A 26923-nucleotide genomic window follows, 5' to 3' on the forward strand; every position below is an offset into this window, starting at 1 on the left:
GAATGACCGAAGCAGCGCCTGCAATCGTCGAAGGAAAAGAAGCCGATCACCATCCCTACTTCCGACCGAAGGACGCCGCGACGCTGATCCTGATCGACCGGAGCGGCGACAAACCGAAGGTCTTGGTCGGCAAACGCCACGACAATGTGGTGTTCATGCCGGGCAAATATGTTTTCCCAGGCGGCCGCGTCGACAAGGCTGACAACCGCGTCCCCGTCGCCGCCCCCATCACCAATGAACTCGAAGCCAATCTGCTCAAGGGCAGCCCCAAGATCGCGCCATCGCGTGCGCGTGCACTGGCGGTAGCAGCGATCCGCGAAGCCTGCGAGGAGACCGGTCTCTGCCTCGGCCGCAAGGTCGAAAAACCCGTAAAACTCGAAGGCGCCTGGCAGCCGTTCTCGGATGCCGGCCTGCTGCCCGATCCGTCCAGCCTGTTCCTGATCGCACGCGCGATCACCCCGCCCGGCCGCGTCCGCCGTTTCGACACCCGCTTCTTCACCGCCGACGCTTCCGCCATCGCGCACAAGGTTGAGGGCGCGATCCATGCCGACGCCGAACTGGTGGAACTGGTCTGGGTCGAGATCGGTTCAAAACCGCTCGCCGATGCGCATGCCATGACCAAGAACGTGCTCGCCGAACTCGACCGCCGCCTCGCCACCGGCCCGCTGCGCCACGACGCCCCGGTGCCGTTCTTCCATTTCTACGGCGGCAAGATGCAGAAGGACGTGCTCGGGGCGTAGCCCGACCTCTCTCCCAGTGATTGCGAGCGGAGCGAAGCAATCCATCTGTCCCCGTGCGGTGATGTGGTTGCTTCGCGGAGCCTGTCATCGGGCGCGCATTCGCGCGACCCGATGGCTCGCAATGACGGTATTGATGGCGTCGAATCGTTCTCCTCCAGTCCCTTAAATTGCAAAATTCTTCCCGCCCCGCCCGATGGCGCAACCACCCGCCATGCCTATCTCTTTCCCCAACACCAACGAACACGGAAACGGGGCGATGGCACAGCGGCAACTCAAGCTCGGCGCGTTCATGCGGCCGGTCTCTATCCACACCGGCGCGTGGCGCTATCCCGGCGCATGGCCCGATGCCAACTTCAATTTCCCGCGTATCAAGCAACTGATCCAGAAGCTCGAAGCCGGCAAATTCGACGCCTTCTTCATGGCCGATCATCTGGCCGTGCTGAACATGCCGGTCAATGCGCTCAAGCGCAGCCACACCGTGACCTCGTTCGAACCGTTCACGCTGTTGTCGGCGCTGGCCGGCGCCACCGAACATATCGGCCTGATCGCGACGGGTTCGACCACGTTCGACGAGCCCTATCACGTCGCGCGCCGCTTCGCCTCGCTCGATCACATCAGCAATGGGCGCGCGGGGTGGAATATCGTCACCACGTCCAATCCGGACGCCGCGCTGAATTTCGGGCTCGACGACCATATGGAGCATGCCGAGCGCTACAAGCGGGCGCGCGAATTCTATGACGTGGTCACGGGTCTGTGGGATTCCTTTGCCGACGATGCCTTCGTGCGCGACGTCGAATCCGGGCTCTATTTCGATCCAGCAAAAATGCACGTGCTCAATCACAAGGGAAAATATCTGAGCGTGCGCGGCCCTCTCAACATCGCCCGCCCTGTGCAGGGCTGGCCGCTGATCGTGCAGGCCGGTGCCTCCGACGACGGGCGGCAGTTGGCGGCGGAGACCGCCGAAGCCGTGTTCACCGGCGGCGGCCCTCTCGCCGATGCCCAAAAACTCTACGCCGACATCAAGGGCCGGATGGAAAAAATCGGCCGCAACCCCGAGCATCTCGTTATTCTGCCCGGCGCCTTCGTCGTGGTCGGCGACAGCGTCGATGAGGCAAAGGAGAAGCGCGCAAAGCTCGACAGCATGGTGCATTACGACAGCGCGATCGCCTCGCTGTCCGTCCAGCTCGGCACCGACGCCTCCGGTTTCGATCCCGACGGACAATTGCCTGACATCCCCGAGACCAATGCCAGCAAGAGTGGCCGCCAGCGACTGGTCGATGTCGCCGCGCGCGACAAGCTCACCGTGCGCCAGCTTGCCCAGCGCGTCGGCGGCTATGGCGGGCTCGCCTTCGTCGGCACGCCCGTGACCATTGCCGACCAGATGGAGGAGTGGCTGGTGAGCAGCGGCAGCGACGGGTTCAACATCATGTTCCCGTTCCTGCCCGCCGGCCTCGACGATTTCGTCGACAAGGTGGTGCCGGAACTGCAGAAACGCGGGATTTTCCGCAAGGAGTATGAAGGCCGGACCCTGCGGGAGAATTTGGGGCTGCCGAGGCCGAAAAACCGGTTCTTTGAGGGTTAATTACCCGGTTTCATGCAGGTTTCCAGCCTGGAAACCTTGACTTTGGGCGATCAGAAGCTAGGTTGCCCGGCAAATGCGGGCCGATTTGGCCGGCACCGAATTCCACACATCAAGGGTTCTGAACAATGGCCAAAGCGGTCACCATCAAGGTCAAGCTCGTTTCCACGGCGGACACCGGCTTCTATTACGTCGCCAAGAAGAACTCGCGCACCATGACCGACAAGCTGGTCAAGAAGAAGTACGACCCGGTCGCGCGCAAGCACGTCGAGTTCAAGGAATCGAAGATCAAGTAAGCGTTCAGCGCTGCTTTCTGACTCGAACGGGGCCTCGCGGCCCCGTTTTTGATTCTGTGCGTGCTCTAAGCCGCCTGCATCTGTCGTGGCGGCTCGCTCGGCCGGATCAAGGCGAACGCGACCTGGATGATTCCGCCCGCAAGTCCGAGCGCGACGCCGATCCGCCACGCCATGGTGTAGGAGCCGAGCTGGTCGTAGATCAGCCCTCCCCCGTAAGCGCCAAGGAACGAGCCGATCTGGTGGCTCATGAAGGCGAGGCCCTGAATCATCGCCTGCCATTTCAGGCCGAACATTTCAGCGACGGCGCCCGCGACCAGCGGGCCGACGCCCATCCAGAGGAAACCCATGATCGCGCCAAACAACAGCGTGGTCGCCGGGGTTGCCGGAAGCATGAAGTACCAGGCGAGCGCGATCGAACGGAAAATGTAGATGCCGCCGAGCAGCGCCAGCTTGTTCCAGCGCTGGCCGGCCCAGCCGAAGAACAGGCTGCCCAGCACGTTGAAGCCGCCGATCATGCCGAGCGTCTGCGCGCTCAGCATCGGATCGAGGCCGCAGATCAAAAGATAGGACGGCAGATGCGTGGTGAGAAATACGAGCTGCATGCCGCAGACGAAATAGGCGCAGGTCATCACCACGAACGATGCGTTGCCGAACGCGATCTTGGCGGCGGTCGAAGCCGAAGCGTCGCCGATGTCGTCGGCGGCCTTGGGCGGCAGCGGGATCTTGTCGGCCCTGCCCGCGTACCAGGCGGCCGGCAGCATGAACAGCGACAGAATCACAAAGCCGGCGACGCCAGCGCGCCAGCCAAAACCCTCATTCAACATCTGCCCGATCGGCGCCGACACCAATGCGCCGAGCGACCCCGCCGCCGAGACCATGCCCATCACGGTGCTGCGCACCGTGGCCGGCACCGCGCGTGCGGAAACCGACATCGCAATCGCATTGGCCGTGCAGGCCAGCGAGAAACCGATCAATAGACCTGCGCCGATCAGGATCGGGATCATGCCTTGCGCGGTCGCCATCAGGGCAAGGCCGACGATGTACATCAGCGTGCCCACGATCATGATCGGGCGGAAGCCGTAGCGCACCGTCAAGGCGCCGGCGACCGGCTGCAGGAATCCCCAGGCGAGATTTTGCACCGCCAGCGCCAGCGTGAAATCCGACACGGAAATTCCGATGTCCTTCGTCAGCGGCTGCATGAAGATACCAAAACTCTGCCGCAGGCCCATGCTCAGGGTCAGCATGACAGAGGCGCCGATCAGGATCGGGAGGGTTGGACGCAGGATTTGCAGCAGGGCCATTGTTTTTATTCTCCCTAGCGGCCGCGATGCGAAAGCCGCGTCCTGCGTTTGCGGTCTGATTTAGGTACACAGACCTGTGTAACAAGGCTATAAGGGCCGTCTGCTGTCAAGCCTGAAGGATATCGCGCACGCGCATGGCACCTCTGCCCGCCAAACCGGCAATGAAAGACCGGATCCTGGAAACCGCCGATAGGCTGTTCTATCTGCAGGGGATTCGCGCGGTCGGCGTCGACACCATCGCGGCCGAAATCGGCATCAGCAAGCGCACGCTGTACAACCACTTCCCCTCCAAAGATGCGCTGATATCGGCCTATCTGGCACGCCGCTTCGTGCAGCCTCGGCCGTCAGACAAGCCAGCCGTCGAGCAGATTCTCAGCACCTTCGATGCGTTGGAGCGGCGCTTTGCAGCCAAGGATTTTCGCGGCTGCCCGTTCGTCAACGCGGTGGCCGAACTCGGCGGCGAGGATAAATCCGTCCGCAAGATCGCAATCGCGTTCAAGGAAAGCCGCCGTCTGTGGTTTCGCGATCTGCTGATACAGCTCGGCGCCGCCGACGCGGAAGGCCTTGCGACGCAGCTCGCGTTGCTGGTCGACGGCTCGATCGCGCAAGATCTGGTTCGCAACGATCCGGCGATGGCGCGGGCGGCGAAAGAAGCCGCAACGGTGTTGCTCAGGCATGCCGGGGTGAAAGTCGGCGGCGGGGAGACCGCGCAATAGCCACAGATCAGCGCGCGTTGACCCTCTATCGCCGTCCCTGCTAACGCTAGGAACAACAGCCAAACAAACGGCGCAAGCAAGGAAACACCATGGAAGACTTGACGGTGACCGCCAAGGGTTACGACTTCAAACCGGCCCACGCGGCCATGCAGCGTTATATCGACGGCGATCTGCTGTCCGGCATATCCTGGGCCGTCATGGTTGGCCGCGATCTGGTGGATGTGAATTGCGTCGGCTGGGCCGACAAGGAAGCGCAGGCGCCGCTGCGCCCCGACCACATCTTCCGGATTTTTTCCAACACCAAGCTGATCACTTCCTGCGCCGCATTGTTGCTGTTCGAGGAAGGCAAATTCCGGCTCGATGATCCGATCGAGAAGTATATTCCGCAGCTTGGAAATCGAAAGGTGTTGCGCGCTGGAGCGACTTCGCTCGACGACACCGAGCCGGCCAAGAGCTCGATCACCATCCGGCAACTGCTGAGCCACAGCTCCGGTCTGAGCTACGGTTTCTTCGATCCCGGCACCACCATCTTCACGGCGCTCAACGAGCGCGGCGTCCACAATCCCATGACGACGCTGGCCCAGATGGTCGATGTGCTGGCCGACCTGCCGCTGATCTATCAGCCGGGCACGTCCTGGGAATACTCGCTTGCCATCGATGTGGTGGCGCGGCTGGTGGAAGTCATCAGCGGCCAAAGCTTCGACAAGTTCATCAAGGCGCGCATCCTCGATCCACTCGGCATGGTCGACACCGGTTTCGTCGTACCGGAAAAAGATCACGGGCGGCTGGTCGCATATTACGCCGGCGCCGACATGATGGAGCCGATGAAGCCGGGCCTCACCCGCACCGACAACGCGCCCTTCCCCGGCGCCTATCTGCGGCCCATTGCGCGGCTCAATGGCGGCGGCGGCCTGGTCTCCACGATGCCCGACATGGTCGCGTTGATCCGAAGCCTGCTGCCTGGCGACCGAACGCTGCTCAGGCCGGAGACCATTGCGCAGATGATGACCAACCAGCTGCCGGACGGCCAGTGGATTCGCTTCGCGCTGATGGGCGAACAGGTCGGCAAGGCGCACACGCTGGCCGGCGGCCTGATCGTCAATCCGACACCCTTCGACCACCCGGACGCTTCGGGCGAGCTCTATTGGGGCGGCGTCGCCGGCACGCAATGGTGGATTTCGCCGCGACACAACATGGCCGGCGTGATGATGGCGCAGCGGCAGATGGCGTTCGTCCATCCGTTCTCGTTCGAATTCAAGCGTCTGGCGTACGACGCGGTGAAGCGTGGGCGGTAGCTCGACTGCGACCATTACAAATGCTGTCATCACCCGCGAATGCGGGTGATCCAGTATTCCAGAGACGTTAGCGATTGAATCGAGAAGCCGCGGCGTACTGGATCACCCGCATGCGCGGGTGATGACACCGAGCTAGGTGAAACGCCAATGCTTACGCCGCCGCCGAAACCACGACTCTGTTGCGGCCGTCGTGCTTGGCGCGATACAGCGCGGTGTCGGCGCGTTTGAGCACGTCGCCGATCGGCTCGCCCTTGCGCTCCAGCGTCGATAGTCCGATCGAGACCGTGACCTCGATGCGCTTGGTGCCCTTGGCGATAGCGAACTTCTCGCTCACGATCGAGCGGCGCAGCCGCTCCGCCACCATGCCCGCGACATGCAGGTCGGTTTCCGGCATCACGATGACGAACTCCTCGCCGCCATAACGGCAGGCGAGATCGATGCCGCGGATCGACTTGCGGATGCGCACCGCGAATTCACGCAGCACGTCGTCGCCGCCGTCATGGCCGTAATTGTCGTTGATGGCCTTGAAGAAATCGATGTCGAGGATCATCAGCGCCAGCGGCTTGCCGCGGCTCGAGGCCTGCTCGGCGAGCGTCGCCAGATGGCTCTCCATGTAGCGGCGGTTATGCAAGCCGGTCAGCGCGTCGGTGATCGCCATTTCGATCGAGTTCTGCACGTTGTCGCGCAGATGATCGGTATAGCGGCGCCGGCGGATCTGGGTGCGCGCGCGCGCCAAAAGTTCGTTCTTGTCGACCGGACGCAGCAGATAGTCGTTGACGCCGATCTCGAGCCCGCGGAGCAGCCGCGCATTGTTGTCGGCATCGGAGATCGCCAGTATCGGCACCTGACGGGTCCGCTCCAGCGAGCGCGCCTGACTGCACAGCCGCAAGCCGTCGTAGTTTTCGAGGCTGAGCGAGACGATCAGCAGATCGTAATTGCCTTCGGCAGCGTGAAACAGCGCTTCGGCCGGATTGGCCTCGACATCGACGGTATGCTCGGCGGAAAGCAGCGGCGCCAGCCGCTCGTAGGATGACGGGCGGTCGTCGACCAGGAGGATGCGTCCGCCGATGCCCTTGTCGGCCACGGCGGTTCGCTCGGGGGCTTCCATGCCGATTTCGAGCGAGGTGATGGCGCGCATGCGCAGCTCATCGGTCATCATCTTCAGCCGCGTCAGCGAACGGACGCGCGCAATCAGCACCACGTCGGATACCGGCTTGGTCAGGAAATCGTCGGCGCCGGCCTCGAGGCCGCGCACGCGGTCAGCCGGGCTGTCGAGCGCGGTGACGATGACAACCGGAATGAAATGCGTGGCCGGATTGGACTTCAGCCGGCGGCAGACCTCAAAGCCGTCCATGTCGGGCATCATGACGTCGAGCAGGATGATGTCGCATTCGGCGCGCGAACAGACTTCGAGCGCCTCGGCGCCGTTGGTCGCCGTCAGCACATCGAAATACTCAGCCGACAGACGGGCTTCCAGCAGCTTGACGTTGGCGGGAACATCATCGACGACCAGGATACGCGCAGACATCGAAACTCACTCCCACTACCCAATAAAACGCCGTACCGTTTCAATAAACTTGCCGACCGAAATTGGTTTGGACAAATACGCCTCGCAGCCGCCCTCGCGGATGCGTTCCTCGTCACCCTTCATCGCGAACGCCGTCACCGCAACGACCGGTATCGCGCGCAGTTCCGGATCGTCCTTGATCCAGCGCGTCACCTCGAGGCCGGACACCTGCGGCAGCTGGATATCCATCAGGATCAAATCGGGGCGCAGCTTGCGAACGAGATCCAGTGCCTCGAAACCATTGCTGGTGCCCGAGGTCTGATAGCCATGCGCCTCCAGCAGGTCGCGAAAGAGCTTCATGTTGAGCTCGTTGTCCTCCACGATCAGGACGGTTTTGGCCATCCCGTCCCTCCCTCATCCCAGGAAACAGGCCCGGCCTTGGGGTGCTTGCGCACCGCCTTTCCGGGCTTGTCGAAAAGTGAAATCAAACTAGCGCCAGATTCGCTCTAACCCGTTAAATCCGAGTCCTGTTTTTCTACTAACAAGTGCCATCTTTTCGCGAAGCGGTTTCCACTTGCTTGAACACGTTCCGCAGACTCGGGCATGATGGCCGTCAAACTAGAGACCATAAGTTAACGGAAAGGCAAACCCGTCTGTTGAAAAAGCCTGTTCACAACCCCCGGGAAGTAGCTGAAATCGTTGCGGTTCAGGCGTTGTCCTTCATTGCGTCCGATCCGGAGCGGCTGGGCCTGTTTCTGGCCGAGAGCGGTTTAGGCCCGGAGACGCTCCGGACGGCCGCCGCCGACCCGCAATTTCTGGCCAGCGTGCTGGATTTCGTGATGCGCGATGACGCAACCGTGAAGGAGTTTGCGGCCGCCTCCGAGCTCCATCCGACCAACATCGCCGCCGCCCGTCAGGTGCTGGGCGACCCGCATTGGGAGCGTGACGTGCCGTGAGCGCGCTGGCGCAGGGGCCGCGCTGTTTTTGCCGGGATTGCCTCGGCGACCTCGACATCAAGGCCAGGCGGTGCGGTGAATGCGGCTCGCCTCGCCTGGTTCGCCACCATGCGTTGCCGGCGCTGGCGATGGCGCATATCGATTGTGACGCGTTCTACGCGACGGTGGAAAAGCGCGACAACCCGGAACTTGCCGACAAGCCGGTCATCATCGGCGGCGGCAAGCGCGGCGTGGTGTCGGCCGCCTGCTACATCTCGCGGACGTTTGGCGTGCGCTCGGCGATGCCTATGTTCAAGGCGCTGGCGCTTTGTCCCAACGCCATCGTGATTCGGCCGGACATGGCCAAATATGTCCGGGTCGGCCGCGAGGTGCGCCACGCCATGCAGACGCTGACGCCACTGGTTGAACCGCTGTCGATCGACGAGGCGTTTCTCGACCTTTCCGGCACCCAGCGCGTTCACGGCATGATTCCCGCAAAAGTGCTGGCGCGCTTCGCCCGCGACGTCGAGCGCGACATCGGCATCACGGTCTCCGTCGGCCTGTCCTGCAACAAGTTCCTCGCCAAGATCGCCTCCGATCTCGACAAGCCCCGCGGCTTTGCCGCCCTCGACCAGGACGAAGCCCGCGAAATGCTGGCCGACAGGCCGGTCGGCTTCATCTATGGCGTCGGCCCTGCGACCCAGGAAAAGCTGCAACAGCGGGGCTTTCGCACCATCGCCGATCTGCAGCGCGCCGACGAGGTCGATCTGATGAAGCAGTTCGCCAGCGAAGGCCGCAGGCTATGGCGGCTGGCGCGCGGCATCGACGACCGCCTGGTGGTGCCCGATCGCGGCGCCAAGACCATTTCGAACGAAACCACCTTCGATAACGACATCCGCGATTTCGCGACGCTGGAGCGAACGCTGTGGCGGCTGTCGGAGAAGGTGTCATCGCGCCTCAAAAGCAGCAACCTTTCCGGTTTGACCATCACGCTGAAATTGAAGACCGCCGATTTCAGGCAGCGCACCCGCTCGCAGTCGATCCAGGCGCCGACACAACTGGCGGCAAAAATCTTTGCGGTGTCCCGTGAGTTGCTGGCGAAGGAGATCGACGGCACCGCCTTTCGCCTGATGGGCACCGGCGTCAGCGCGCTCCGCGCAGGCTCGCAGGCCGACGACACCGACATGCTGGATCGCCGCTCGGCCCACGCCGAACGCGCGATGGATGATCTGAGGAAGAAGTTCGGCAATGCGGCCGTGATCAGGGGCATTGCGTACAAGGGGCCGGTGCAGGAAGAGGAGGAAGAGGAAGAGTAACTAATCTTGTCATGGCCGGGCTTGACCCGGCCATCCACGTCTTCCTTCTTCGCGGCGCCAAAAACGTGGATGCCCGGGACAAGCCCGGGCATGACGGAATTCAGTGCAGCACCGACGACCAACCCGTCACTTACAAGGCTTGGAATCCCTGACGTCAAACTTCCCCATCGCGCCGGAAATGACAAAGTCATTGTAATCCAGCATCAGCGCGCGGGAGACGCCGTTCTCGAATAGCTCGAACGACATCGCATAAACCGGCGTCTGCTCGCCATCCTTGGCCTTGGCGTCGCGGTCGTAATAGCTCACCGTGACCGGCCAGCGCGTCAGCGATTTCATCTGGTCGTTCGCGGTGGAGGGATCGGGCGAAGCGATGGTCTTGGTGCCGGGAATCGGCTGCCCGATCACCGACAGCGTGTTGTAGACCTTCTCGCCATTGTCAGAGCCGTCATAGACCATCAGTTCCAGCACCGACTTGCCTTCGCGCGCGGCCGCGATGATGTGCTGGATCTGCTCGGTCGGGAACACGATCTTGCCTTCGAGGTTGAACGTCTTGGCCACCGGCTGCTTCAGCTTGACCGTGATGTGATCGCCGGTCCGCTCGGCAACGCCGTCGACCGGGGCGGATTCGGTATCGTTCATCCGCGTGTCGATCTTGAAGCGGTAGCTCTTGCCTGCCGCATCCTCCCAGGACGTCGAGCGCAAATCGCTGAGCGTCAGCTTGCCCTCGCCGCTGTCGAGCTCCGACACCTGCCTGAATTCGGAGGTGTAGCCCTCGCAGGCGCTGCCGGAGAAATTGTAGAGGATGCGCCCGCGCGCGCCGCTGATGGCGTTGGAGCCGCGCGACTTGACCAGGTTGAGTTCGTAGAGCGCCTGATGGGCAAGGAATGGCCCGCTTGCGGCTGACAGCGCTGGCCCGGCCTGGAAAACCGATCCTGTTGCAACGGCTGCGATTGTCAGCACCCAAGCACGAGGCGGAATCCGGAACGGTCGAGCCATGTGTTCTCCTTGTGCAGCGGAAGATTCGATACATTACTGTCGGCTCTATTGCGTCGCAACTAGGGCGGTGTCACGAAATCGTAGGAATTTGACGTCGGAATGCCACGTTTTCCGGCCTGTTTCTCGGAATTGCCGCCGCTTGCGGGTGTTCGCCTCCAATCCACCCTCGCTTGCAACCACGGACGCGATGCGCGAAACAAAGCGGACCTGAAAAGGTTCAGGTGTGGTCAATTCAAACGGGGACGAAACATGGCGGGTACGGTCGAACAGAAGCTGGCGGCACAAGGTATCACCTTGCCCGAGCCCCGCGCCGCCATGGCGAACTATGTCGGCTTCGTCCGCACCGGAAACCTGCTGTTCGTCTCCGGCCAGGTGTGCGCCGATACCGAAGGCAAGCTGATCGCCAAGGGCAAGCTCGGCGCCGGCGTCACGACCGAACAGGGCTATGCCGCCGCACAGGGCTGCGCGGTCAACCTGCTCGCGCAGATCAAGGCCGCGCTCGGGGATCTCGACAAGGTGGTGCGCGTGGTCCGCCTCGGCGGCTTCGTCAATTCGGCGCCGGATTATTTCGACGGGCCGAAGGTGCTGAACGGTGCTTCGGACCTGATGGTCACCGCCTTCGGCGACAAGGGCCGCCATGCCCGCACCACCGTCGGCGTCTCTTCCCTTCCCTCCGATGCGGCGGTCGAAGTCGACGGCGTGTTCGAGGTCTCCTGAGGGGAATTCGGAGTGTCTGCACCTGACTGGTTGACGGCGCGGCCGGTCGCCCATCGCGGCCTGCATGATGCCGCGCGCGGCATCCTCGAGAACATGCCGGGCGCGGTGCAGGCGGCGATCGCAGGAAACTTCTCGATCGAGGTCGATATCCAGCTCACCGCCGATGGCGAGGCGATGGTGCACCATGACAATGCGCTCGGCCGGCTCACCGAGGGCTCGGGCGCGTTGCTCGGCAAGACCGCGGCCGAACTGAAGGCCGTGAAGTTCAAGAACACGCCGGAGCGGATGATGACGCTCAGCGACCTCTGCGCGCTGGTCGCCGGCCGCGTACCGCTGGTGATCGAGGTCAAAAGCCATTTCGATGGCGATCGCAGGCTGGTGAAGCGGATGGCCGAGGTGCTCGCCACCTATTCCGGACCCGCAGTCGGCATGTCGTTCGACCCCGACCAGGTGCTGGCGCTGCGCGAATTGATCCCCTCGCTGCCCCGCGGCATCGTGGCCGAGCGCGAATATACCGAGGACGAATGGCCGGAGGCGTCGGCGGCGCAGCGCCGGGGCATGACCCATCTGCGCCACGCCTTCCGCACCCGGCCGCATTTCGTCGCCTATTGGGTCAACGAACTGCCGGCGGCCGCGCCCTGGATCGCCCGCAATATTTTCGGCCTGCCGCTGCTGACCTGGACCGTGCGCACGCCGGACCAGCGCGCCAGCGCCGCCCGATATGCCGACCAGATGATCTTTGAGGGGTTTGTTCCTTGAAGTTCCTGCTCGGAGTTTCCCGCCAGGAACCTGATCCGCACCGCATGGCCTTGAAGTCACGGGCGCAATGCAACATCTTTGCCTGACTTGGTCACCATCGCGATGGCTGATCGCAAGGGACCGGCTGCGAATTCTCGATGGCGTCATCCGAAATCACCCTCGAAGCCGTCCCCTCCGCCAGCGATATCCCGGCTGCGGAATGGGACGCCTGCGCCAATCCGAAGGGCGATCCGAACAGCCTCGAAAACCTCGACACGCTGGCTTCACCCGGCGCGTCAGGTGATTCGTGCGCCGACTCAAAACCTGCCTATAACCCGTTCGTTTCACATGCCTTTTTTGCCGCCGCCGAGGCCTCCGGCTCGGCCTGCGCCCGCACCGGGTGGGGTCCGCGGCATCTGCTCGCCCGGCTCGATGGCAAGATCGCCGGCATCGTTCCCTGTTATCTGAAATCTCATTCGCAGGGCGAGTATGTTTTCGACCGCGGCTGGGCCGACGCGTATGAGCGCGCCGGTGGCCGCTATTATCCAAAGCTGCAGGCCTCGGTGCCGTTTACGCCCGCCACCGGTCCACGCCTGCTGATCCGCGGCGACGTCGACCACGAGCGGATCGGGACGGCGCTCTCGCAAGGTCTGATGGCGCTGTGCAACGCCACCAACGCCTCTTCCGTGCACGTGACGTTTGCCCCCGAGGCGGAAGCGAAGTTTCTCGGCGCCCAGGGATTCCTGCAGCGCACCGACCAGCAGTTCCACTGGCACAATGACGGCTACAAGACCTTTGATGATTTCTTGGGATCGCTGAACTCCCGCCACCGCAAGGCGATCAAGCGCGAGCGGCGCGAGGCCGTCTCCGCCGGCATCACCATCCACCGCCTGACCGGAGCTGGTATCACCGAGGAGGCCTGGGACGCCTTCTTTGCGTTCTACATGGAGACCGGCTCGCGCAAATGGGGCCGGCCCTACCTCACGCGAAAATTCTTCTCGCTGATCGGCGAGAGCATGAGCCGGGACGTACTGCTGGTGATGGCGCGGCGGGGCGGTCGCTGGATCGCCGGCGCCATCAATTTCATCGGCGGCGATACCCTGTTTGGCCGCAACTGGGGCGCGGTCGAGCATCATCCGTTCCTGCATTTCGAGGTCTGCTATTATCAGGCCATCGAGTTTGCGATCGAGCGCGGCCTGAAAACGGTGGAAGCTGGCGCCCAGGGCGAGCACAAGCTGGCGCGCGGATATCTGCCGCAGACGACCTATTCGGCGCATTACATCGCCGATCCCGATCTGCGCCGGGCGATCGCGGACTATCTGAAGCGCGAACGCGCCTATGTGGCCGAGGTCGGGCGGGAACTCACCGAGGCGGGGCCGTTCCGCAAGGCCGCCGACGAGGCTTGACCTTTACAATACCGATCCGAGAATGAGACCAAACCTAAGGGAGCCACCATGTCCGCCGCCTATGACACCAACAACATCTTCGCAAAGATCCTGCGCGGCGAGTTTCCCTGCCACAAGGTCTATGAGGACGAGCATGTGTTCGCCTTCCTCGACATCATGCCGCGTTCGCCCGGCCATACGCTGGTGGTGCCGAAGGCCCCCGCCCGCAACATCCTCGACATCACGCCCGACGACTACGCCCATGTCGCCCGCGGCGCCCACAAGATCGCCGCCGCCGCGATGAAGGCGTTCAAGGCCGACGGCATCACCATCCAGCAGTTCAACGAACCCGCCGGCGGACAGGTCGTCTTCCACCTCCACATGCACGTGCTGCCACGCCACGACGGCGTCGCCATGCTGCCGCCCGCCAGCCGCAAGGAAGACGTCAAGGTGCTGGAAGACAACGCGACCAAGCTGATCGCGGCGCTGAAGGGGTAGTTACCCGTCATTGCGAGCGAAGCGAAGCAATCCACTTGCTGAGATATGGATTGCTTGCTGCGCTCCTCGCAATGACGGAACTTGGAGTTCTATCGTTGGTCGCCGCGAAACGGTTCTGCGACGACTTGATGGTCGTCTTCGAAAACGATGTATCCCGGCCTGTCGGTAGTAACTTGGGATACTTGATATCCATTCCTCTCGAGGATGGCGATCAACTCACGCATTTTGGCGATGTGCTCGGTCGCCGTAGGTTTAAGCCAGGATATTCCGGCGGTCTTTTTGCGATAATAACCCTTCGACTTACTGGTATTGAATCGCTGCGGTACTGCGAGATTGGCGCGGAACCAGGCCAGCAGCCCCTCCAACGGATCTCTGTCCGAAATAGATATGAGAGTGCCTTCGCGCAGCTCATATGCGGCACCGAAGATGCCTTCCTCGGCACCCGTGTCGGGATGAGAACGCGGCAGAACGAAGCGCAAAAGCATTTGCCCTCGACGATCCTTCACTCCGTCTCGAAATCGCCGGCCTGCGGCGGCGCCAGCGGCGTGAATTCGCAGCGGTCCGGTTTCAGGTCGATCAGCGGCGTCTCGTCGAGGCAATCGAGGCCGCGCACCAGGACCACATTGCCCTCGACGCCGACCAGCTTGACGATGGACGTGCCGATCGGGTTGGGCCGTACCGGCGTGCGCAGCGAGAATGCGCCGCGCGTATTGCCGTTGTTCTTCGGGCTTTGCAGCACGAGGTCGCGGCGCGACTGGTGCAGCCAGTAGATCACTTCGAGATTGGAATAGAAGTCGACGCCCTTGATCGCGGGCACCCAGGGCTCGAAAATCTCCAGCCGGCAGACCGGGCCGTCGTGACGGCCCTGCCGCGGGGTTTCCAGCCGCGATTTCCAGGGCGTGCGGATGCGCCCGATGAAAACCAGGCCGGCGTCGCGCGCCGGCGGCATATCGACGGCGAGTTCGCCTTCGCGGATTTCGCTTTCCCGAACCATATCCTAATCCAGTGAGATGTTGAGCGCCTTGATCACGCCCGCCCAGCGCGCGCGATCGGTCGCGATGAACTGGTCGATCTCGGCCGGGTTGCGCGGCCGCAGCGGCGGAAAGCCGACCTTCTCCAGCGAGGCGCGGAACGTATCATCGCCAAGCGCCTTGTCGAGGCTGGCGGTGATCTTTTGCGCGATATCGTCAGGCAGTTTTGACGACGCTGAAACGCCGTACCAGACGCTGACGCCGTAGTCCGGATAGCCGCTCTCGGCCATCGTCGGAACGTCGGGCAGATCGGGGATTCGTTGCGCCGAGCTCACCGCGAGCGCCCGCAGCAACCCGCCCTTCACCGGCGGCAGCGCGGTGCCGAGCGTGTCGAACATCAGCTGGATGTTGCCCGATATCAGATCGGTCAGCGCCGGACCTGCGCCCTTGTAGGCGACATGAACCATGTCGACGCCGGCCATCTGCTTGAACATCTCGCCGGCGAGATGAATGGTGCCGCCGGTGCCGGCCGATCCAAAATTGAGCTTGCCGGGGTTTTGTTTCGCGTAAGCCACGAACTCCGCGACCGTCTTGGCGGGCACGGAAGGATGAACCTCCATGACCACAGGCAAATCGGTGATCAGGGCCAGCATGCGAAAATCCCGCTGCGGATCATAGGGCAGCTTCTTGTACAGCATCGGGTTGAGCACGAAGATCGATGCCGCCGTGAAGAACAGCGTGTAGCCGTCGGGTTCGGCCCGCGCCGCGGCCTCGGCGCCGATCGCGCCCTGCGCGCCGGCCTTGTTCTCGATCACCACCGGCTGCTTGAGGTCGCGGCTGAGATATTCGCCGACCATGCGGCCGAGCACGTCGGTCGGGCCGCCTGCCGCATAGGGCACGATCAGCTTGATCGCGCGGCTCGGATATTCGGCCGCCTGCCCTTGCGGCGCGGCTGTAACCAAACCAAAGGCCAAAGCCGCCACTGCGCGCCAATTCATGCTGTTCCTCGCCGTTTCTGAGTTGGAGGAACAGTACCGGATTATGCGGCACCTGCAATCAACCGAGCCACCATTTTCCCGCCACCAACGCGACCTCGCCCGAAACGACGCCGGCAAAGATCGACCGCCGCGTCAGCATGAACACCGCAAAGCCTGCGGCGACCGCGCCGTAGCGCAGCCAGTCCGGCACGCTCGCGAGCGCGCCCGGCGGCTGCACCAGGATCTGCGCGATGACGCCGGCGAGGATCGCGGTCGCCACCGCCCTCACCCAGATCAGCGCTTCCGAGCCCTCGTCGACGCCGCCGCCGAGCCACAGCCCGAGCATGCGCCAGACCTCGTTGGGCAGGAAACCTGCGACGACAAGCACCAGCAGCGCGTGGGGGTCACCCAGAAAATTTGCGAGCCAGTCGCTCATGCGCGCGCCCGCCACCAGTGCGCGCCGTAGGCGATCGTGCCCGCGCTGACACCGCTGATCAGGATATCGACGCCGGTCTGCAGAGTTGCGACGAGCGGATACAGCGCGAGCCCGAGCACCAGCGCCAGCACGTCCGATATCTGCCGGCAGTTGCGCGCGGTGGAAAGCAGGAACGCCAGCGGCGTCAACATCAGGATCGCCGCGGCGAACAGCACCGGCAGATTGGCGGCCAGGCCGTAGCCGACCGTGGTCGCGACCAGACAGACCAAGAGAAGTCCGCAGCCGAGCCCATGCGTGAACGCGATGCGCCGCTCGCGCGGCACCAGCGGCAACAGCCGGTGGCACTCGACCCAGAGCGTGACGGCGATGAAATGCGCCGCGAGCAAGAGATGACGACGCTTGGTGCCTGATGTCCGCATGGTCGGCAGCACCGACACCACCATCGGAAACAGCCTGATGGCGCTGACGGCGACCGCGATCGCGGCCTGCACCACCGTTGCCCCCGAGCCCAGCGTCGTAATCAGGATGATCTGTGCCGGGCCCGCCCAGACCAGAACCGTGCTGCCGAGCACCCACCCCAGGCTGAAATGGCTGTCATGCGCCAGCGCGCCGATGCCGACATAGGTCGCAAACAGCACCAGGGTCAGAACCGTCGTCGCAACCGAGCGCATCCCCAATGCGAAGGCGCGCAACGGGCTTTGCCATGTCACGGAGTCGAGCGGAGGGAGCGCCACGTAAAGCCGGCCGGGGGTGAATCCTGGCAGGCATAACGGGAGTGAAACAAGGCGCCGTCAAGCGCGGCCCGCCTCAGGGCTGGCATGCAGCCGCGCGTCCGCGGCCTTACGACGCCGCCATCCGCCCGACGGCGTCATCGTAATTGCCCAGCACGCGCTCTTCGAGATCGGTATCGCAATATTCGACCACCTCGGCGATCTTGTCGCCGCGAAATTTGAACACGAAGCAGTATTCGTTGTTGTAGCGCTGGCCGCGCTTGGTCTGCACGTCGCCGCGCACTTCGGCCACCACGTAATCGCCCTCGGCGACCAGATTGATGGCGTGCGCCCGATACTCGGTCGCGAACAGCGCAAACAGCGGTTTCAGCAGCTTGGTGCGGACCTCTTCCTGTCCGCTAAAGCGTTTCGACCAGCTGCTGTGGCCCGGAAAGCGCCAGACATAGTCAGGATGCACGGACGCCCCGAACACGCTGCGATCGCCGGTCTCCAGCGCCTGATAGATGCGGCGAATGGTATCCTTGTTCTCGATGGTTCCCATGTTGAATTCTCCGTTGTGGGTGCAACGGTGATGCCTGAGCCGCACTCTATTCGTCCAATCGATCGATTGTATAATCGCCATCCACCAGGTGAATTCACCCCGGCACGCCCCTGTTCCGCAGCACAAAGCACGCCCCGCCGGCGCGGCGGATGCGGTTGCAGAGATCATCCGCGGCCGGCCGCGTGTCCGCGCCGATCCGCACCTGGTAGAAGGCTCGGGTACCGCGGCTGCGCATCACGGAACTGAGCAGGCTCGGGTCCTGGTCGCCGATCACAGCACTCAGTCGCTTCATCGCGCGCGCATACATGGCCAGCGCCTTGTCGCGGTTGAAGCCAGCAGCGAGCTGCACGCCCCACAATTTCGCGGCGGAGAGCGTGATGCGCTGTTCGAGGCCCGTCACGAAGGGATTGGGCGCGCGCTTGAGCAAGGCCATCAGTTCGCGGCAACTGGACGCTGGCGCGGCTTCCGGCATCTTGCCGTTCCGTCCCGCGGTCGCCCACTCCTCGACCGTTGAGCCGGTGATGGCGACGACGTAGTTGCGGGTTTCCTGCGGCATGTATCCCGTGCCGGCGAGCCATTCCTGCACCCGCCTCGGGCCGGCATTATAGGCCGCCGTAGCTAAGCCGAGATTGCCGAACTGATCGCGCAACTCGCTGAGGAACTCGGCGGATTTCGGTAGTGCCTGCACGGGATCGAAGGGATCGAGCAGCCGCCGCTCGTTCGCGGTTCCCGGCATGAACTGCGCGATGCCCTGCGCGCGCTGGCCGCTCCTGGTCATCGGCCCCACCGCATCGGATTGAAAGCGGCTCTCCTGCCAGATCACGCGCGCGAAGAATTCCAGCGGCAGGTTTGCCGCCCTCGCCGCCGATTCCACCATCAGGCACAGCGCCTCGCGCGTATTGCTCTCGCGCGCGGTCTCCTTGGGCTTCTCTGCAGGTGTCGCTTCTGGGGGCGCTGCTGGTTCCTCGACACTTGGCCGCGCCGCCTCAGATTTTGTGTCTTCGGCAGCAGCCTGCCCCAGGCAAGCCAGCGTCGCCAACATGCACAATCCAGTGCGAAGCCTTCGACCTGTTCCCACCGTACTACGACCCTGAAAATTGAGGAACTTAGCCCTAATATTTCAAATAGTTTCAGTGATTCGTGGAAAAATCCGATCAACTGCAATTCGCACGAACAAATTGACGCGTGCGTCCCGTCCTTGCGGAAGGCTGGTCATTTCGGGCCTGCCACCGTTGAGGACGAACCACTCGTCCGCCCCACGATCAGGGCCTCGCGCGCGCGCCGGGAATGCGAAGCCGAAATTGCCGACCGCGAGGCAATTGGCCCCGAAATCGTCAATACCGAAAGCCACCCACAACCAATCGCAGCTGACGGTGACAGGCATGATGGCATTCTTCGAGCGTCTCCTGAATACGTCGATCTATGCTCCGCGCGGAATATGCCTTTTGTGGGAACCCGAACTGATCTGGCTGCACGTCGTATCGGACGCGGCGATCGCGCTGGCGTACTTTTCGATCCCGTTCGCGCTCGCGATCTTCGTTTCAAAACGCCGAGGCTACACGGAGAATTCGATCATTCACCATGGCCGGCTTGATCCGGGGTGTCCTGCTGCTTGCCAAGCCCTACCGGCGCTCGGATCTCGCAACGCTGATCGGGACGGCGCTGGCAGGTCCGGTCGGCGTGGCGGTGCGATAGGTTGTCTCGAAATGCTTGAACGAGCCGTTCGTCATCGCGGGATCGTCTGCCCGGCTGATGCACAGCGACCCGTGTTTCGCGCACCAGGCCGTGTAGGTCCCCTTCAATCTGGATTCGATTGCGGCGCCTTCAGCGAAGGATGGTCCATCGACGGCGCCAGCCAGCACGAATCCAATCGACAGCAATCTGGATATTGAGACGCGTCCAACCATAATCTTACCCCTAGAGTGAGCCACTGACCTTCTCGAAGCAGGAATTCAGGGCCATGCAGGCTTGAATTGCCTTTCTGAGATCCTCCGACGGCTGACCGTCGAGCGGGACTTCCGGAAAGCCGTTCTGACGCAGAAATATTTGCGCCCGCAAGAACGAGCGGCGACCGCCCGCCTCCAAGGCATTGACCGCTTCCACCGCCGCATCGTTAAACCGCTTCAGGCGGACCGAGACGAATGCTCGCTGCATTCGAAACTTCGCGAGTTCGTCGCCGCCGATCGCATATTTCGGCGGACCGCCGCTGATCGGTCCCAGAAGCGTGTCGTAGTCAGCCAGCGCCGCCTTGTCGTCGCCAAGGATTTCGTTTGCGATAGCCCGGGCGCTCACCAGATCGTATCGCCCCGGATCCTGCTTGAGCGCTTCGGTCAAGTCGGTCACCGCCTGCCGCGCGTTACCCGCTCTGATGTTGGCGTTGCCGCGGAGCGCGAGCAGATTGGGATCGCGACTGTCCTCCGCGAGCAGGACATCCAGATCGGCGATAGCTTCCTTAGCCCGCCCTGCGTCCATCAACAGTTTCGCACGCGACTTCCGCGAATAGCGATGCTTGGGAAACGCTGACACAATCTTGTCGAACGCGCGCAACGCTTGTGTTTCGCTCGTGAGCAGGAAACGTGTCGCGTTCGATGCCTGAATGTTCGCATCGTCAGGCCGTTGTTGCAGCGCGATTGCAAATTCGCGTTCGGCGCGGGCGTTGTCCCCGGCCGACATCGCCAGGCGCGCGACAAGATGACGAATATCCACGTCGTCCAGGGCGAGTTTCAACGCTTCATCAGCCTCGACGAATGCGTTCTGCTTGTCTCCCATATCAATGTAGAACTGGGCACGGCTGAGGCGCGCGGCCGCCTGCTGCCCGACATCACCGCCCGCGGCGAGTTCCGGCAACTGGCACGCTTTGCCCCCTGTATATTTTGCGAGCATGCAGGGATTGGGGCGCAGCTCAATGAAACCTGCCTCCGGCTGCTCAGACTCTGCCGCCTGTGCCGGCACAGACCCAAGTGCCCCGGCCATGACGATGGCCGCACAACATCCGATCGACTTAAGCTGCCTCATCAGCCGCACCTTTCGTCCAACATGCAGGCGCGAGCCGCGTCCATGATCGCCGGGCGCGGATCTGCATCCGGCGCAATGGCCGCGAGATAGCCGAGCCTCCTCAACATGCCGAGTTTCTGAAACATGAAACCGCGGTCCATCCGGAAGGCCGTGATCCCCTGCCCTGCCGCCTCCTCGCTTCGTCCGAGTTTTCGTAGTGCCAGCGCATAGGACCAGCGCAAGCCCCCGTTCTCGGGATATTGCTTGAGAGCAAGGGCGAATTCCGTGGCGGCCGCGTCGTGCTGCTCACGGATAACAAGAAGGTACCCCCGCTGCTCGTGGCTCACCCAATAATCAGGATCGAGTGCAAGCGCTTTATCAAGATCGGCCTGAACGGCATCCAAGGGTGGCGGTGGCATCCCTGGAAAAAAACCAATCTGCGACAGCCTGAATTCGGCACGCCGGGAGTATGTGATCGGATCGGGATCAAGCTCGGCCGCCATATTATAGGCCTGCCAAGCCTCGTTTGTCCGTCCAAGCTTCCTGAGCATTTCGGCCCGCTTTATCGCTGTTGCGATGCGGTGGGTGGTCGACTTCAAATAGGATTCCGCCGCCCGCGGTTTGGTAATCAGATCTGCGGGCAGCCGGAGGATAACGTCAGCGTCCTGAATCGCTTCGTGAAAGCGACGATTTTCTTCCAGCATGATCAAGCGACTGAACCACATTTCCGGGTTGTTCGGGTCCAACCGTATCGCCTCATCGTGAGCCGCCTTCGCCTCGGCAAATTTGTCCGGACCGGCCATTGCGAACGCGACACCAATCAGACGATAAGCATCGGGGTAGTCGGGCTTAAGCCTCAATGCCTGAGCGGCCTGTTTGAGCGCGAGATCGAGCGCAGGTTGAAGCCCCGGATCGAAATAAGATCCTCCTCCACGGCGCAGTTCTTCATACGCCGTCCAGCCGCGGCGCAAATGCAGTTCCGCATCATCCGGAGCGATCCGCAGACCCGTCTCATAGTCCGCGATGGCATCGGGATAGCGGTCCAAACGCTGCATGGCACGGCCGCGGATCTTCAGGGCAGCGACCCGGGAGGCCGTCGTGGTCTCGTCCGCGTTCAGCACCAACGTGCAGACCTCGGCAGCCCGGGCCGCATTGGCCTGCAGGAGTTCCAGCGAACATTGGTCAGCCGCGAGCGACGGACCTGGGGCCAGCTGTACGACGAGCACCCAGAGTGCGATACCACCGCGCCGAAACATACCAACTTCCCGTCGTTGAACGGAAGCAGAGGTACAGCTTGAGGTGATAAAATAGGGCCAACGAGATATTCCGGATTTTATCCAATTCGCGTTTCCGGCGGATTAACCTGCTTCAGAGGCGACTTTTGTCCGGGCGGATCTACCCAGGGGCCCGCACGGCCCTGAATCGCCGCCATCGCGGCCGATGTCGGTTTACGTTAACGCTGCATTTTGCCGGCCAAAGCCTTTCGCGGCCGATAAAGCGGCGTAAAAGTCTTCCTTTGATTGGGAGATATCGATGCAGGACCGACGCGAGAACGCGCGCGACAAGGTGATTTACGGCGGCGTCGCGGAAATCGGCGAGAACGGTGCGAGCCGTGAATGCATCGTTCGCAACATCTCCGACAAGGGCGCCAGCGTCGAATTCAGCAACACCGCCGACCTGCTAAGGGAACAGATCTCGCCGAAGGAGCAGATCTCGCTTCGCATCGCACGGAAAGGCCGCTCCTTCCTCGCCAAGGTGGTGTGGTGGCGCGACAATTTCGTCGGCCTTGCCTTTAGCGGCCAAGCCCCCGAGCCGGTTTCCGATCTGGAGGAGCGGCTGCGCAAGAGCGAAATCAAGAAGCGACAGCTTCAGCGCCGCATCAACGAATTGCTCGGCGAACGCTGACGGGTTGCCTTCGCATCTTACGCCTCACTCCGCGGCGAGTTTTGTCGCCGGCGGCGGCGACCAACCAACGATACGATTGCGCCCCTGATCCTTGGCCTGGTAGAGCGCCTGATCGGCCGCTTTCAGCAAGGCCTCAAATCCCGGCATGCTCACGGTCGCGGCCGCAAAGCCGATACTGGCCGTGACCTTGAACGGGACCTCGTCAGCCTGCAACTTGCTGGCGGCGACCGCCTTGCAAATCCTGTCCGCCACGATCCGCGCCTGATAGAGATCGGTCTCCGGCAACAGCATCGCAAACTCCTCGCCCCCGATCCGCCCGACGATATCGGACGAGCGTTTGCTCTCCAGGCAGGCATTGGCGACCGCGACCAGCGCGTCATCGCCGACCGCATGGCCGTAGCGGTCGTTCACCGATTTGAAGTGGTCGACGTCGATCATCAGCACCGAGAGCGGCCGGTAGTAGCGCTGAAACCGGCTCCATTCCGCCGCGGCGAGCGCCATGAAATGGCGGCGGTTGGCGAGGCCGGTCATCGAATCCGTCGTCGCCAGTTCCTCCAGTTTCCGCGCATTGTTGACGAGATCGGTGATGCCCACGAAGGTGAGCATCCGGCCGCCGTTTTTCAGCGCCGTGCAATGCGCCCGAATGTGGCGGCCATCGGCGGTTTGCAAAACCCGCACCGGCTCGCTGACATCCCGGATCGCCGCAAGGCGGGCGGTGCAGAAGGCGTCCAGCTCGTCCGGCGGCATGCGGGCGCCCGCGTGGGGCGCTCTTCTGAGCAACGACTCGAAGGAAGGACGGCTGTCCGCCTCTGCTTCGGTCAACGCCCAATACTGCCGGATCTTGCCGTTGAGAAACTGCGCGTTGAGATTGCTGTCGAGCATGATGATCCCTTCCGACACATTGTCGAGGGCGCTGCGCAACACTTCCAGCTCGTCCATATGACGGACGATGTCGGTCACGTAGGAATAGGTGACAATTCTGCCGCCGTTCGGCAGGCTCGCGCATTGAACCCGCACCACAGCGCCGTTGGTCAGGCGCACGTCGATCGGCGTGGCGTCGCCTTCCCTTACCGTGCGGACGCGATTGGCAATGTGACGATCGATCGCGGCGGGCTCAATCTCGTAAGCCTTGGTGTCGCGGCCATGATACAGGAGCGCCACGAAAGACGGGTTTCGATCGGCTGTAGCGTCCGGCAAGGCCCACATGCGGCGGAAGGCGCGGTTGATGAACTGAGACTTCATGTCGGCGTCGAGCAGGACCACGCCGACGTCCATGACATCAAGCGCCGCCCGCAATGCCAGCGTCTGGCTCCGCATGATCTGATCAGCGCCCTTTGATCCATCGAGGCCGGCCTCGGCCGCTTCTGCCTTGACGTCTTCCACGTCGAACACGAGGCCGATCTGTTTCTCCGACTGCCACGAGCGCTTGCACGGAAGCGGATCGCCCTCGCCTGGTATCAGCAGATGAAAATGCTCGGGAATGCCGAGCACGGTCTCCACTTCGATCACGGCGCCGGTGTCGGATATCCGGCGAACGGTGCAGTCGATGGTGGACTGGCCGTAATTGGAGATCACCTTGCCGGCCAGGAAGGTCCGGCCGCGCGGCAGGGGTTTCTGTTCGGACATGGCAGCGTTTTCCAGTTTTGCCTGGCCCAATTAAAACGGGCGCATGGTCTAAACTGGCTTAACTGGTAGGTTCTGAGCGCGCTTATACGGGCGCCAGCCTCATCCCATTGCTAACGACCAGTTAACGGCAATTGAAGCCGGCAATCGCCCAGCAAAAAGCCGGCGGTCTTGCGACGCGCCGGCTTCGTTGATGCGTAAATCCTCGCCGCTCAGACCTTGACCAGCGGCCCCCGCGAGGCCGGCCCATTGGAGCCGCCCCCGCCATTGGGACCCGACTTCGGCTTCCGCGGCGTGGCGCGCTTGCGCGCACCGGGCAGCTTCTCCGGCTTCGGCGTCACCGGCCCTTCGACGAATTCGAAGCCGATCTTGTCCTTGTCTTCCGCCTCGTCCTTGATCAGCACGACGCGGACATGGCCGCCACCCTTGAGCCGGCCGAACAGCACTTCATCGGCGAGCGGCTTCTTGATGTGCTCCTGGATGACGCGCGCCATCGGACGCGCGCCCATCTGCTCGTCGTAACCATGTTCGATCAGCCAGGCCTTGGCGGGCTCCGACAATTCGATGGTGACGTCGCGATCGGCCAGCTGGGCCTCGAGCTGGAGCACGAACTTCTCCACCACCATGCCGATGACATCGGCATTGAGATGGGCGAACGAGACGATGGCATCGAGGCGGTTGCGGAATTCCGGCGCGAACTGCCGGTTGATCGCTTCGTGGTCGTCGCCTTCCCGCTTGCTGCGCGTGAAGCCGAAGGCCTGGCGCGCGAGGTCGGCCGCACCCGCGTTGGTGGTCATGATCAAAATCACGTTGCGGAAATTGACCTGCTTGCCGTTGTGATCGGTGAGCCGGCCATGATCCATGATCTGCAGCAGCACGTTGTAGAGATCCGGATGCGCCTTCTCGATTTCGTCGAGCAGCACCACGCAATGCGGATGCTGGTCCACGCCGTCGGTGAGCAGGCCGCCCTGGTCGAAGCCGACATAGCCCGGAGGCGCGCCGATCAGGCGCGACACCGTGTGCCGCTCCATATATTCGGACATGTCGAAGCGGATGAGCTCGACGCCAAGCGACGCCGCCAGCTGCTTTGCCACTTCGGTCTTGCCGACGCCGGTCGGACCGGAGAACAGGTAGGAGCCGATCGGCTTTTCCGGCTCGCGCAGGCCGGCACGCGCCAGCTTGATCGACGCCGACAGCGCGTCGATTGCCTTGTCCTGGCCGAACACCACGCGCTTCAGGGTCTGCTCGAGATGCTTGAGCACCTCGGCATCGTCCTTCGATACGCTCTTGGGCGGAATCCGCGCCATGGTCGCGATCGTGGTCTCGATCTCCTTGATGCCGATGGTCTTCTTGCGCTTGTTCTCGGCCACCAGCATCTGCGCCGCACCCGACTCGTCGATCACGTCGATCGCCTTGTCCGGCAGCTTGCGGTCGTGGATGTAGCGCGACGACAATTGCACCGCGGCCTCGATCGCCTCGTTGGTGTATTTCAGCCGGTGGTAATCCTCGAAATAGGGTTTCAGGCCCTTGAGGATCGCGATGGCGTCTTCCACCGTCGGTTCGTTGACGTCGATCTTCTGGAACCGGCGCACCAGCGCGCGATCCTTTTCGAAATGCTGGCGGTATTCCTTGTAGGTGGTCGAGCCCATGCAGCGGATCGTACCCGATGCCAGCGCCGGCTTGAGCAGATTGGATGCATCCATCGCGCCGCCGGAAGTGGCGCCGGCGCCGATCACGGTGTGGATCTCGTCGATGAACAGGATCGCGTTCGGATGCGCCTCCAGTTCCTTTAAAACCTGTTTGAGCCGCTCCTCAAAGTCGCCGCGATAGCGCGTGCCCGCGAGCAACGTACCCATGTCGAGCGAGAACACGGTCGCCGCGGCCAACACTTCCGGCACTTCCGAGTCGACGATACGCTTGGCAAGGCCTTCGGCGATCGCGGTCTTGCCGACGCCGGCTTCGCCGACGAACAGCGGATTGTTCTTTTGCCGGCGGCACAGCACCTGGATCGCCCGGTTGATTTCGGAGTTGCGTCCGATGACGGGATCGATCTTGCCGTCGCGCGCCTTCTTGTTGAGGTTGACGCAGTAGGTATCGAGCGCCTCGCCCTTTTTCTTGGCGTCCTCGTTGCCCTTGGTCTCGGTCTCCTCGTCGACGCCGCGAACCGGCCGCGCCTCGGAAACGCCGGGACGCTTGGCAATGCCATGGCTAATGTAATTAACCGCGTCGTACCGCGTCATGTCCTGCTCCTGCAGGAAATAGGCGGCGTGGCTTTCGCGCTCCGCGAAGATCGCGATCAGTACGTTGGCGCCGGTCACTTCTTCGCGACCGGACGACTGGACGTGAATCACCGCGCGCTGGATCACGCGCTGGAAACCGGCGGTCGGCTTGGCGTCGTCGGCCCCGTCCGTCACCAGATTTTCGAATTCGGTCTCGAGATAATTGACGAGGCTGGTGCGCAGCTTGTCGAGATCGACGCTGCAGGCACGCATGACCGCGGCAGCATCCGAGTCATCGATCAGCGACAACAGCAGGTGTTCGAGCGTCGCGTATTGATGATGCCGCTCGTTTGCAATCGCCAGCGCACGATGCAGGGATTGTTCAAGGCTTTGGGAAAAAGTTGGCATTCGCGTCCTCTGTGGCCCCCGGTCATCATGATCGCCATTACCCGGTCAGGCAACAACAACCTTCGTCGTCCCGTGTCATATAGTTACGCACGATCGTGG

Annotated in this window: 28 protein-coding genes and 1 pseudogene; 13 read left to right on the plus strand and 16 right to left on the minus strand. The window is 62.7% G+C overall.

Features of this window, described 5'->3' with window-relative positions:
- Positions 1 to 2: 2 nt before the first annotated feature.
- The 3 genes from JQ574_RS16135 to rpmG all read left to right on the plus strand — a co-directional run bounded on the left by JQ574_RS16135 (position 3) and on the right by rpmG (position 2615).
- Positions 3 to 740 (plus strand): NUDIX domain-containing protein, encoded by a 738-nt coding sequence (locus JQ574_RS16135; protein WP_212212339.1) that lies wholly within the window; start codon positions 3 to 5, stop codon positions 738 to 740.
- Positions 741 to 996: 256 nt separating this feature from the next.
- The gene (locus tag JQ574_RS16140) at positions 997 to 2322 is read left to right on the plus strand and encodes an LLM class flavin-dependent oxidoreductase (RefSeq protein WP_212212342.1); all 1326 of its coding nucleotides are present in this window, start codon (positions 997 to 999) and stop codon (positions 2320 to 2322) included.
- A gap of 125 nt (positions 2323 to 2447) precedes the next feature.
- Positions 2448 to 2615, plus strand: coding sequence for a 50S ribosomal protein L33 (rpmG, locus tag JQ574_RS16145; protein ID WP_027537094.1), 168 nt, complete (start codon positions 2448 to 2450; stop codon positions 2613 to 2615).
- Between the two features lie 65 nt (positions 2616 to 2680).
- Here rpmG and JQ574_RS16150 read toward each other — a convergent pair whose 3' ends face one another.
- Positions 2681 to 3916 carry an MFS transporter gene (locus tag JQ574_RS16150; protein WP_212212344.1) on the minus strand — a complete coding sequence of 412 codons (1236 nt, stop codon included), beginning with the start codon at positions 3914 to 3916 and terminating at the stop codon, positions 2681 to 2683.
- A 134-nt stretch (positions 3917 to 4050) separates the two neighbouring features.
- Between JQ574_RS16150 and JQ574_RS16155 the strand changes: the two genes are divergently transcribed.
- Positions 4051 to 4632, plus strand: coding sequence for a TetR/AcrR family transcriptional regulator (locus JQ574_RS16155; RefSeq protein WP_212212346.1), 582 nt, complete (start codon positions 4051 to 4053; stop codon positions 4630 to 4632).
- Between the two features lie 89 nt (positions 4633 to 4721).
- Entirely contained in the window at positions 4722 to 5927 is a 1206-nt protein-coding gene (locus JQ574_RS16160; protein ID WP_249119388.1) for a serine hydrolase, read from the plus strand.
- A gap of 151 nt (positions 5928 to 6078) precedes the next feature.
- On the opposite strand, the gene JQ574_RS16165 is transcribed toward JQ574_RS16160, so the two are convergent.
- Both JQ574_RS16165 and JQ574_RS16170 read right to left on the minus strand, forming a co-directional pair.
- Complete coding sequence (locus tag JQ574_RS16165) at positions 6079 to 7455, minus strand: PleD family two-component system response regulator (RefSeq protein WP_212212348.1); 1377 nt, start codon at positions 7453 to 7455, stop codon at positions 6079 to 6081.
- Between the two features lie 15 nt (positions 7456 to 7470).
- Positions 7471 to 7836 (minus strand): response regulator, encoded by a 366-nt coding sequence (locus tag JQ574_RS16170; protein ID WP_027538546.1) that lies wholly within the window; start codon positions 7834 to 7836, stop codon positions 7471 to 7473.
- Between the two features lie 254 nt (positions 7837 to 8090).
- On the opposite strand from JQ574_RS16170, the gene JQ574_RS16175 reads away from it, so the two are divergent.
- Both JQ574_RS16175 and JQ574_RS16180 read left to right on the plus strand, forming a co-directional pair.
- Positions 8091 to 8390: a DUF3572 domain-containing protein gene (locus JQ574_RS16175; RefSeq protein WP_212212462.1), complete on the plus strand. Its 300-nt coding sequence runs from the start codon at positions 8091 to 8093 to the stop codon at positions 8388 to 8390.
- Positions 8387 to 9685, plus strand: coding sequence for a DNA polymerase IV (locus tag JQ574_RS16180; protein WP_212212350.1), 1299 nt, complete (start codon positions 8387 to 8389; stop codon positions 9683 to 9685). The genes JQ574_RS16175 and JQ574_RS16180 overlap by 4 nt, the downstream gene beginning before the upstream one ends.
- 126 nt (positions 9686 to 9811) lie before the next feature.
- Here the strand turns inward: JQ574_RS16180 and JQ574_RS16185 are convergent, their stop codons facing one another.
- Positions 9812 to 10681: a cell envelope integrity EipB family protein gene (locus JQ574_RS16185; RefSeq protein ID WP_212212352.1), complete on the minus strand. Its 870-nt coding sequence runs from the start codon at positions 10679 to 10681 to the stop codon at positions 9812 to 9814.
- A 249-nt stretch (positions 10682 to 10930) separates the two neighbouring features.
- On the opposite strand from JQ574_RS16185, the gene JQ574_RS16190 reads away from it, so the two are divergent.
- The 4 genes from JQ574_RS16190 (at position 10931) to JQ574_RS16205 (ending at position 14019) form a co-directional block, all read left to right on the plus strand.
- Positions 10931 to 11398, plus strand: a complete 468-nt coding sequence (locus JQ574_RS16190) for a RidA family protein (protein ID WP_212212354.1) — start codon at positions 10931 to 10933, stop codon at positions 11396 to 11398.
- A 12-nt stretch (positions 11399 to 11410) separates the two neighbouring features.
- Positions 11411 to 12157, plus strand: coding sequence for a glycerophosphodiester phosphodiesterase (locus JQ574_RS16195; RefSeq protein ID WP_212212365.1), 747 nt, complete (start codon positions 11411 to 11413; stop codon positions 12155 to 12157).
- Positions 12158 to 12294: 137 nt separating this feature from the next.
- On the plus strand, positions 12295 to 13542 hold the full coding sequence (locus JQ574_RS16200) for a GNAT family N-acetyltransferase (protein ID WP_212212367.1): 1248 nt from the start codon (positions 12295 to 12297) through the stop codon (positions 13540 to 13542).
- Between the two features lie 48 nt (positions 13543 to 13590).
- The gene (locus JQ574_RS16205; RefSeq protein WP_212212369.1) at positions 13591 to 14019 is read left to right on the plus strand and encodes an HIT family protein; all 429 of its coding nucleotides are present in this window, start codon (positions 13591 to 13593) and stop codon (positions 14017 to 14019) included.
- A gap of 89 nt (positions 14020 to 14108) precedes the next feature.
- Here the strand turns inward: JQ574_RS16205 and JQ574_RS16210 are convergent, their stop codons facing one another.
- From JQ574_RS16210 to JQ574_RS16245, 8 genes are all read right to left on the minus strand, one after another.
- Positions 14109 to 14504 carry a hypothetical protein gene (locus tag JQ574_RS16210; protein WP_212212372.1) on the minus strand — a complete coding sequence of 132 codons (396 nt, stop codon included), beginning with the start codon at positions 14502 to 14504 and terminating at the stop codon, positions 14109 to 14111.
- Between the two features lie 17 nt (positions 14505 to 14521).
- Complete coding sequence (tsaA, locus tag JQ574_RS16215; protein WP_212212375.1) at positions 14522 to 15013, minus strand: tRNA (N6-threonylcarbamoyladenosine(37)-N6)-methyltransferase TrmO; 492 nt, start codon at positions 15011 to 15013, stop codon at positions 14522 to 14524.
- Between the two features lie 3 nt (positions 15014 to 15016).
- Positions 15017 to 15988: a tripartite tricarboxylate transporter substrate binding protein gene (locus JQ574_RS16220; RefSeq protein ID WP_212212378.1), complete on the minus strand. Its 972-nt coding sequence runs from the start codon at positions 15986 to 15988 to the stop codon at positions 15017 to 15019.
- Between the two features lie 58 nt (positions 15989 to 16046).
- Positions 16047 to 16403, minus strand: a complete 357-nt coding sequence (locus tag JQ574_RS16225) for an AzlD domain-containing protein (protein ID WP_212212381.1) — start codon at positions 16401 to 16403, stop codon at positions 16047 to 16049.
- Positions 16400 to 17137: an AzlC family ABC transporter permease gene (locus JQ574_RS16230; protein WP_312014650.1), complete on the minus strand. Its 738-nt coding sequence runs from the start codon at positions 17135 to 17137 to the stop codon at positions 16400 to 16402. The genes JQ574_RS16225 and JQ574_RS16230 overlap by 4 nt, the downstream gene beginning before the upstream one ends.
- A gap of 106 nt (positions 17138 to 17243) precedes the next feature.
- Positions 17244 to 17675, minus strand: a complete 432-nt coding sequence (locus JQ574_RS16235; protein WP_212212384.1) for a nuclear transport factor 2 family protein — start codon at positions 17673 to 17675, stop codon at positions 17244 to 17246.
- A 94-nt stretch (positions 17676 to 17769) separates the two neighbouring features.
- A complete protein-coding gene (locus JQ574_RS16240) occupies positions 17770 to 18717 on the minus strand; it encodes a lytic transglycosylase domain-containing protein (RefSeq protein ID WP_212212387.1) in 948 nt (315 codons plus the stop codon).
- Between the two features lie 78 nt (positions 18718 to 18795).
- Entirely contained in the window at positions 18796 to 19059 is a 264-nt protein-coding gene (locus JQ574_RS16245; RefSeq protein ID WP_212212390.1) for a hypothetical protein, read from the minus strand.
- On the opposite strand from JQ574_RS16245, the pseudogene JQ574_RS35135 reads away from it, so the two are divergent.
- Positions 19058 to 19228 (plus strand): annotated as a pseudogene (locus JQ574_RS35135) (hybrid sensor histidine kinase/response regulator); the annotation flags it as partial. The gene JQ574_RS16245 and the pseudogene JQ574_RS35135 sit on opposite strands and share 2 nt — an antisense overlap.
- Positions 19229 to 19592: 364 nt before the next feature.
- On the opposite strand, the gene JQ574_RS16250 reads toward JQ574_RS35135, so the two are convergent.
- The gene (locus JQ574_RS16250; protein ID WP_212212393.1) at positions 19593 to 20690 is read right to left on the minus strand and encodes a lipopolysaccharide assembly protein LapB; all 1098 of its coding nucleotides are present in this window, start codon (positions 20688 to 20690) and stop codon (positions 19593 to 19595) included.
- A complete protein-coding gene (locus tag JQ574_RS16255) occupies positions 20690 to 21925 on the minus strand; it encodes a tetratricopeptide repeat protein (protein WP_212212396.1) in 1236 nt (411 codons plus the stop codon). The genes JQ574_RS16250 and JQ574_RS16255 overlap by 1 nt, the downstream gene beginning before the upstream one ends.
- 277 nt (positions 21926 to 22202) lie before the next feature.
- Between JQ574_RS16255 and JQ574_RS16260 the strand changes: the two genes are divergently transcribed.
- Complete coding sequence (locus tag JQ574_RS16260; protein ID WP_212212407.1) at positions 22203 to 22574, plus strand: PilZ domain-containing protein; 372 nt, start codon at positions 22203 to 22205, stop codon at positions 22572 to 22574.
- Positions 22575 to 22598: 24 nt separating this feature from the next.
- Here the strand turns inward: JQ574_RS16260 and JQ574_RS16265 are convergent, their stop codons facing one another.
- Together JQ574_RS16265 and clpA are read right to left on the minus strand one after the other, a co-directional pair.
- On the minus strand, positions 22599 to 24200 hold the full coding sequence (locus JQ574_RS16265) for a sensor domain-containing diguanylate cyclase (RefSeq protein WP_249119389.1): 1602 nt from the start codon (positions 24198 to 24200) through the stop codon (positions 22599 to 22601).
- A 209-nt stretch (positions 24201 to 24409) separates the two neighbouring features.
- A complete protein-coding gene (gene clpA, locus JQ574_RS16270; RefSeq protein ID WP_192733728.1) occupies positions 24410 to 26824 on the minus strand; it encodes an ATP-dependent Clp protease ATP-binding subunit ClpA in 2415 nt (804 codons plus the stop codon).
- Positions 26825 to 26923 lie beyond the last annotated feature (99 nt).

It is taken from the genome of Bradyrhizobium sp. AUGA SZCCT0158, from assembly GCF_018130065.1.
Lineage (GTDB): Bacteria > Pseudomonadota > Alphaproteobacteria > Rhizobiales > Xanthobacteraceae > Bradyrhizobium.

Coding starts and splice junctions, on each gene's coding strand:
- JQ574_RS16260 (WP_212212407.1), top strand. CDS start 22,203: ATGCAGGACCGACGCGAGAACGCGCGCGACAAGGTGATTTACGGCGGC.
- JQ574_RS16165 (WP_212212348.1), bottom strand. CDS start 7,455: ATGTCTGCGCGTATCCTGGTCGTCGATGATGTTCCCGCCAACGTCAAG.
- JQ574_RS16210 (WP_212212372.1), bottom strand. CDS start 14,504: ATGCTTTTGCGCTTCGTTCTGCCGCGTTCTCATCCCGACACGGGTGCC.
- JQ574_RS16170 (WP_027538546.1), bottom strand. CDS start 7,836: ATGGCCAAAACCGTCCTGATCGTGGAGGACAACGAGCTCAACATGAAG.
- JQ574_RS16265 (WP_249119389.1), bottom strand. CDS start 24,200: ATGTCCGAACAGAAACCCCTGCCGCGCGGCCGGACCTTCCTGGCCGGC.
- JQ574_RS16235 (WP_212212384.1), bottom strand. CDS start 17,675: ATGGGAACCATCGAGAACAAGGATACCATTCGCCGCATCTATCAGGCG.
- clpA (WP_192733728.1), bottom strand. CDS start 26,824: ATGCCAACTTTTTCCCAAAGCCTTGAACAATCCCTGCATCGTGCGCTG.
- JQ574_RS16190 (WP_212212354.1), top strand. CDS start 10,931: ATGGCGGGTACGGTCGAACAGAAGCTGGCGGCACAAGGTATCACCTTG.
- JQ574_RS16135 (WP_212212339.1), top strand. CDS start 3: ATGACCGAAGCAGCGCCTGCAATCGTCGAAGGAAAAGAAGCCGATCAC.
- JQ574_RS16240 (WP_212212387.1), bottom strand. CDS start 18,717: ATGTTGGCGACGCTGGCTTGCCTGGGGCAGGCTGCTGCCGAAGACACA.
- rpmG (WP_027537094.1), top strand. CDS start 2,448: ATGGCCAAAGCGGTCACCATCAAGGTCAAGCTCGTTTCCACGGCGGAC.
- JQ574_RS16140 (WP_212212342.1), top strand. CDS start 997: ATGGCACAGCGGCAACTCAAGCTCGGCGCGTTCATGCGGCCGGTCTCT.
- JQ574_RS16150 (WP_212212344.1), bottom strand. CDS start 3,916: ATGGCCCTGCTGCAAATCCTGCGTCCAACCCTCCCGATCCTGATCGGC.
- JQ574_RS16200 (WP_212212367.1), top strand. CDS start 12,295: ATGGCGTCATCCGAAATCACCCTCGAAGCCGTCCCCTCCGCCAGCGAT.
- tsaA (WP_212212375.1), bottom strand. CDS start 15,013: ATGGTTCGGGAAAGCGAAATCCGCGAAGGCGAACTCGCCGTCGATATG.
- JQ574_RS16250 (WP_212212393.1), bottom strand. CDS start 20,690: ATGAGGCAGCTTAAGTCGATCGGATGTTGTGCGGCCATCGTCATGGCC.
- JQ574_RS16225 (WP_212212381.1), bottom strand. CDS start 16,403: ATGAGCGACTGGCTCGCAAATTTTCTGGGTGACCCCCACGCGCTGCTG.
- JQ574_RS16220 (WP_212212378.1), bottom strand. CDS start 15,988: ATGAATTGGCGCGCAGTGGCGGCTTTGGCCTTTGGTTTGGTTACAGCC.
- JQ574_RS16255 (WP_212212396.1), bottom strand. CDS start 21,925: ATGTTTCGGCGCGGTGGTATCGCACTCTGGGTGCTCGTCGTACAGCTG.
- JQ574_RS16155 (WP_212212346.1), top strand. CDS start 4,051: ATGGCACCTCTGCCCGCCAAACCGGCAATGAAAGACCGGATCCTGGAA.
- JQ574_RS16160 (WP_249119388.1), top strand. CDS start 4,722: ATGGAAGACTTGACGGTGACCGCCAAGGGTTACGACTTCAAACCGGCC.
- JQ574_RS16185 (WP_212212352.1), bottom strand. CDS start 10,681: ATGGCTCGACCGTTCCGGATTCCGCCTCGTGCTTGGGTGCTGACAATC.
- JQ574_RS16205 (WP_212212369.1), top strand. CDS start 13,591: ATGTCCGCCGCCTATGACACCAACAACATCTTCGCAAAGATCCTGCGC.
- JQ574_RS16245 (WP_212212390.1), bottom strand. CDS start 19,059: ATGCCTGTCACCGTCAGCTGCGATTGGTTGTGGGTGGCTTTCGGTATT.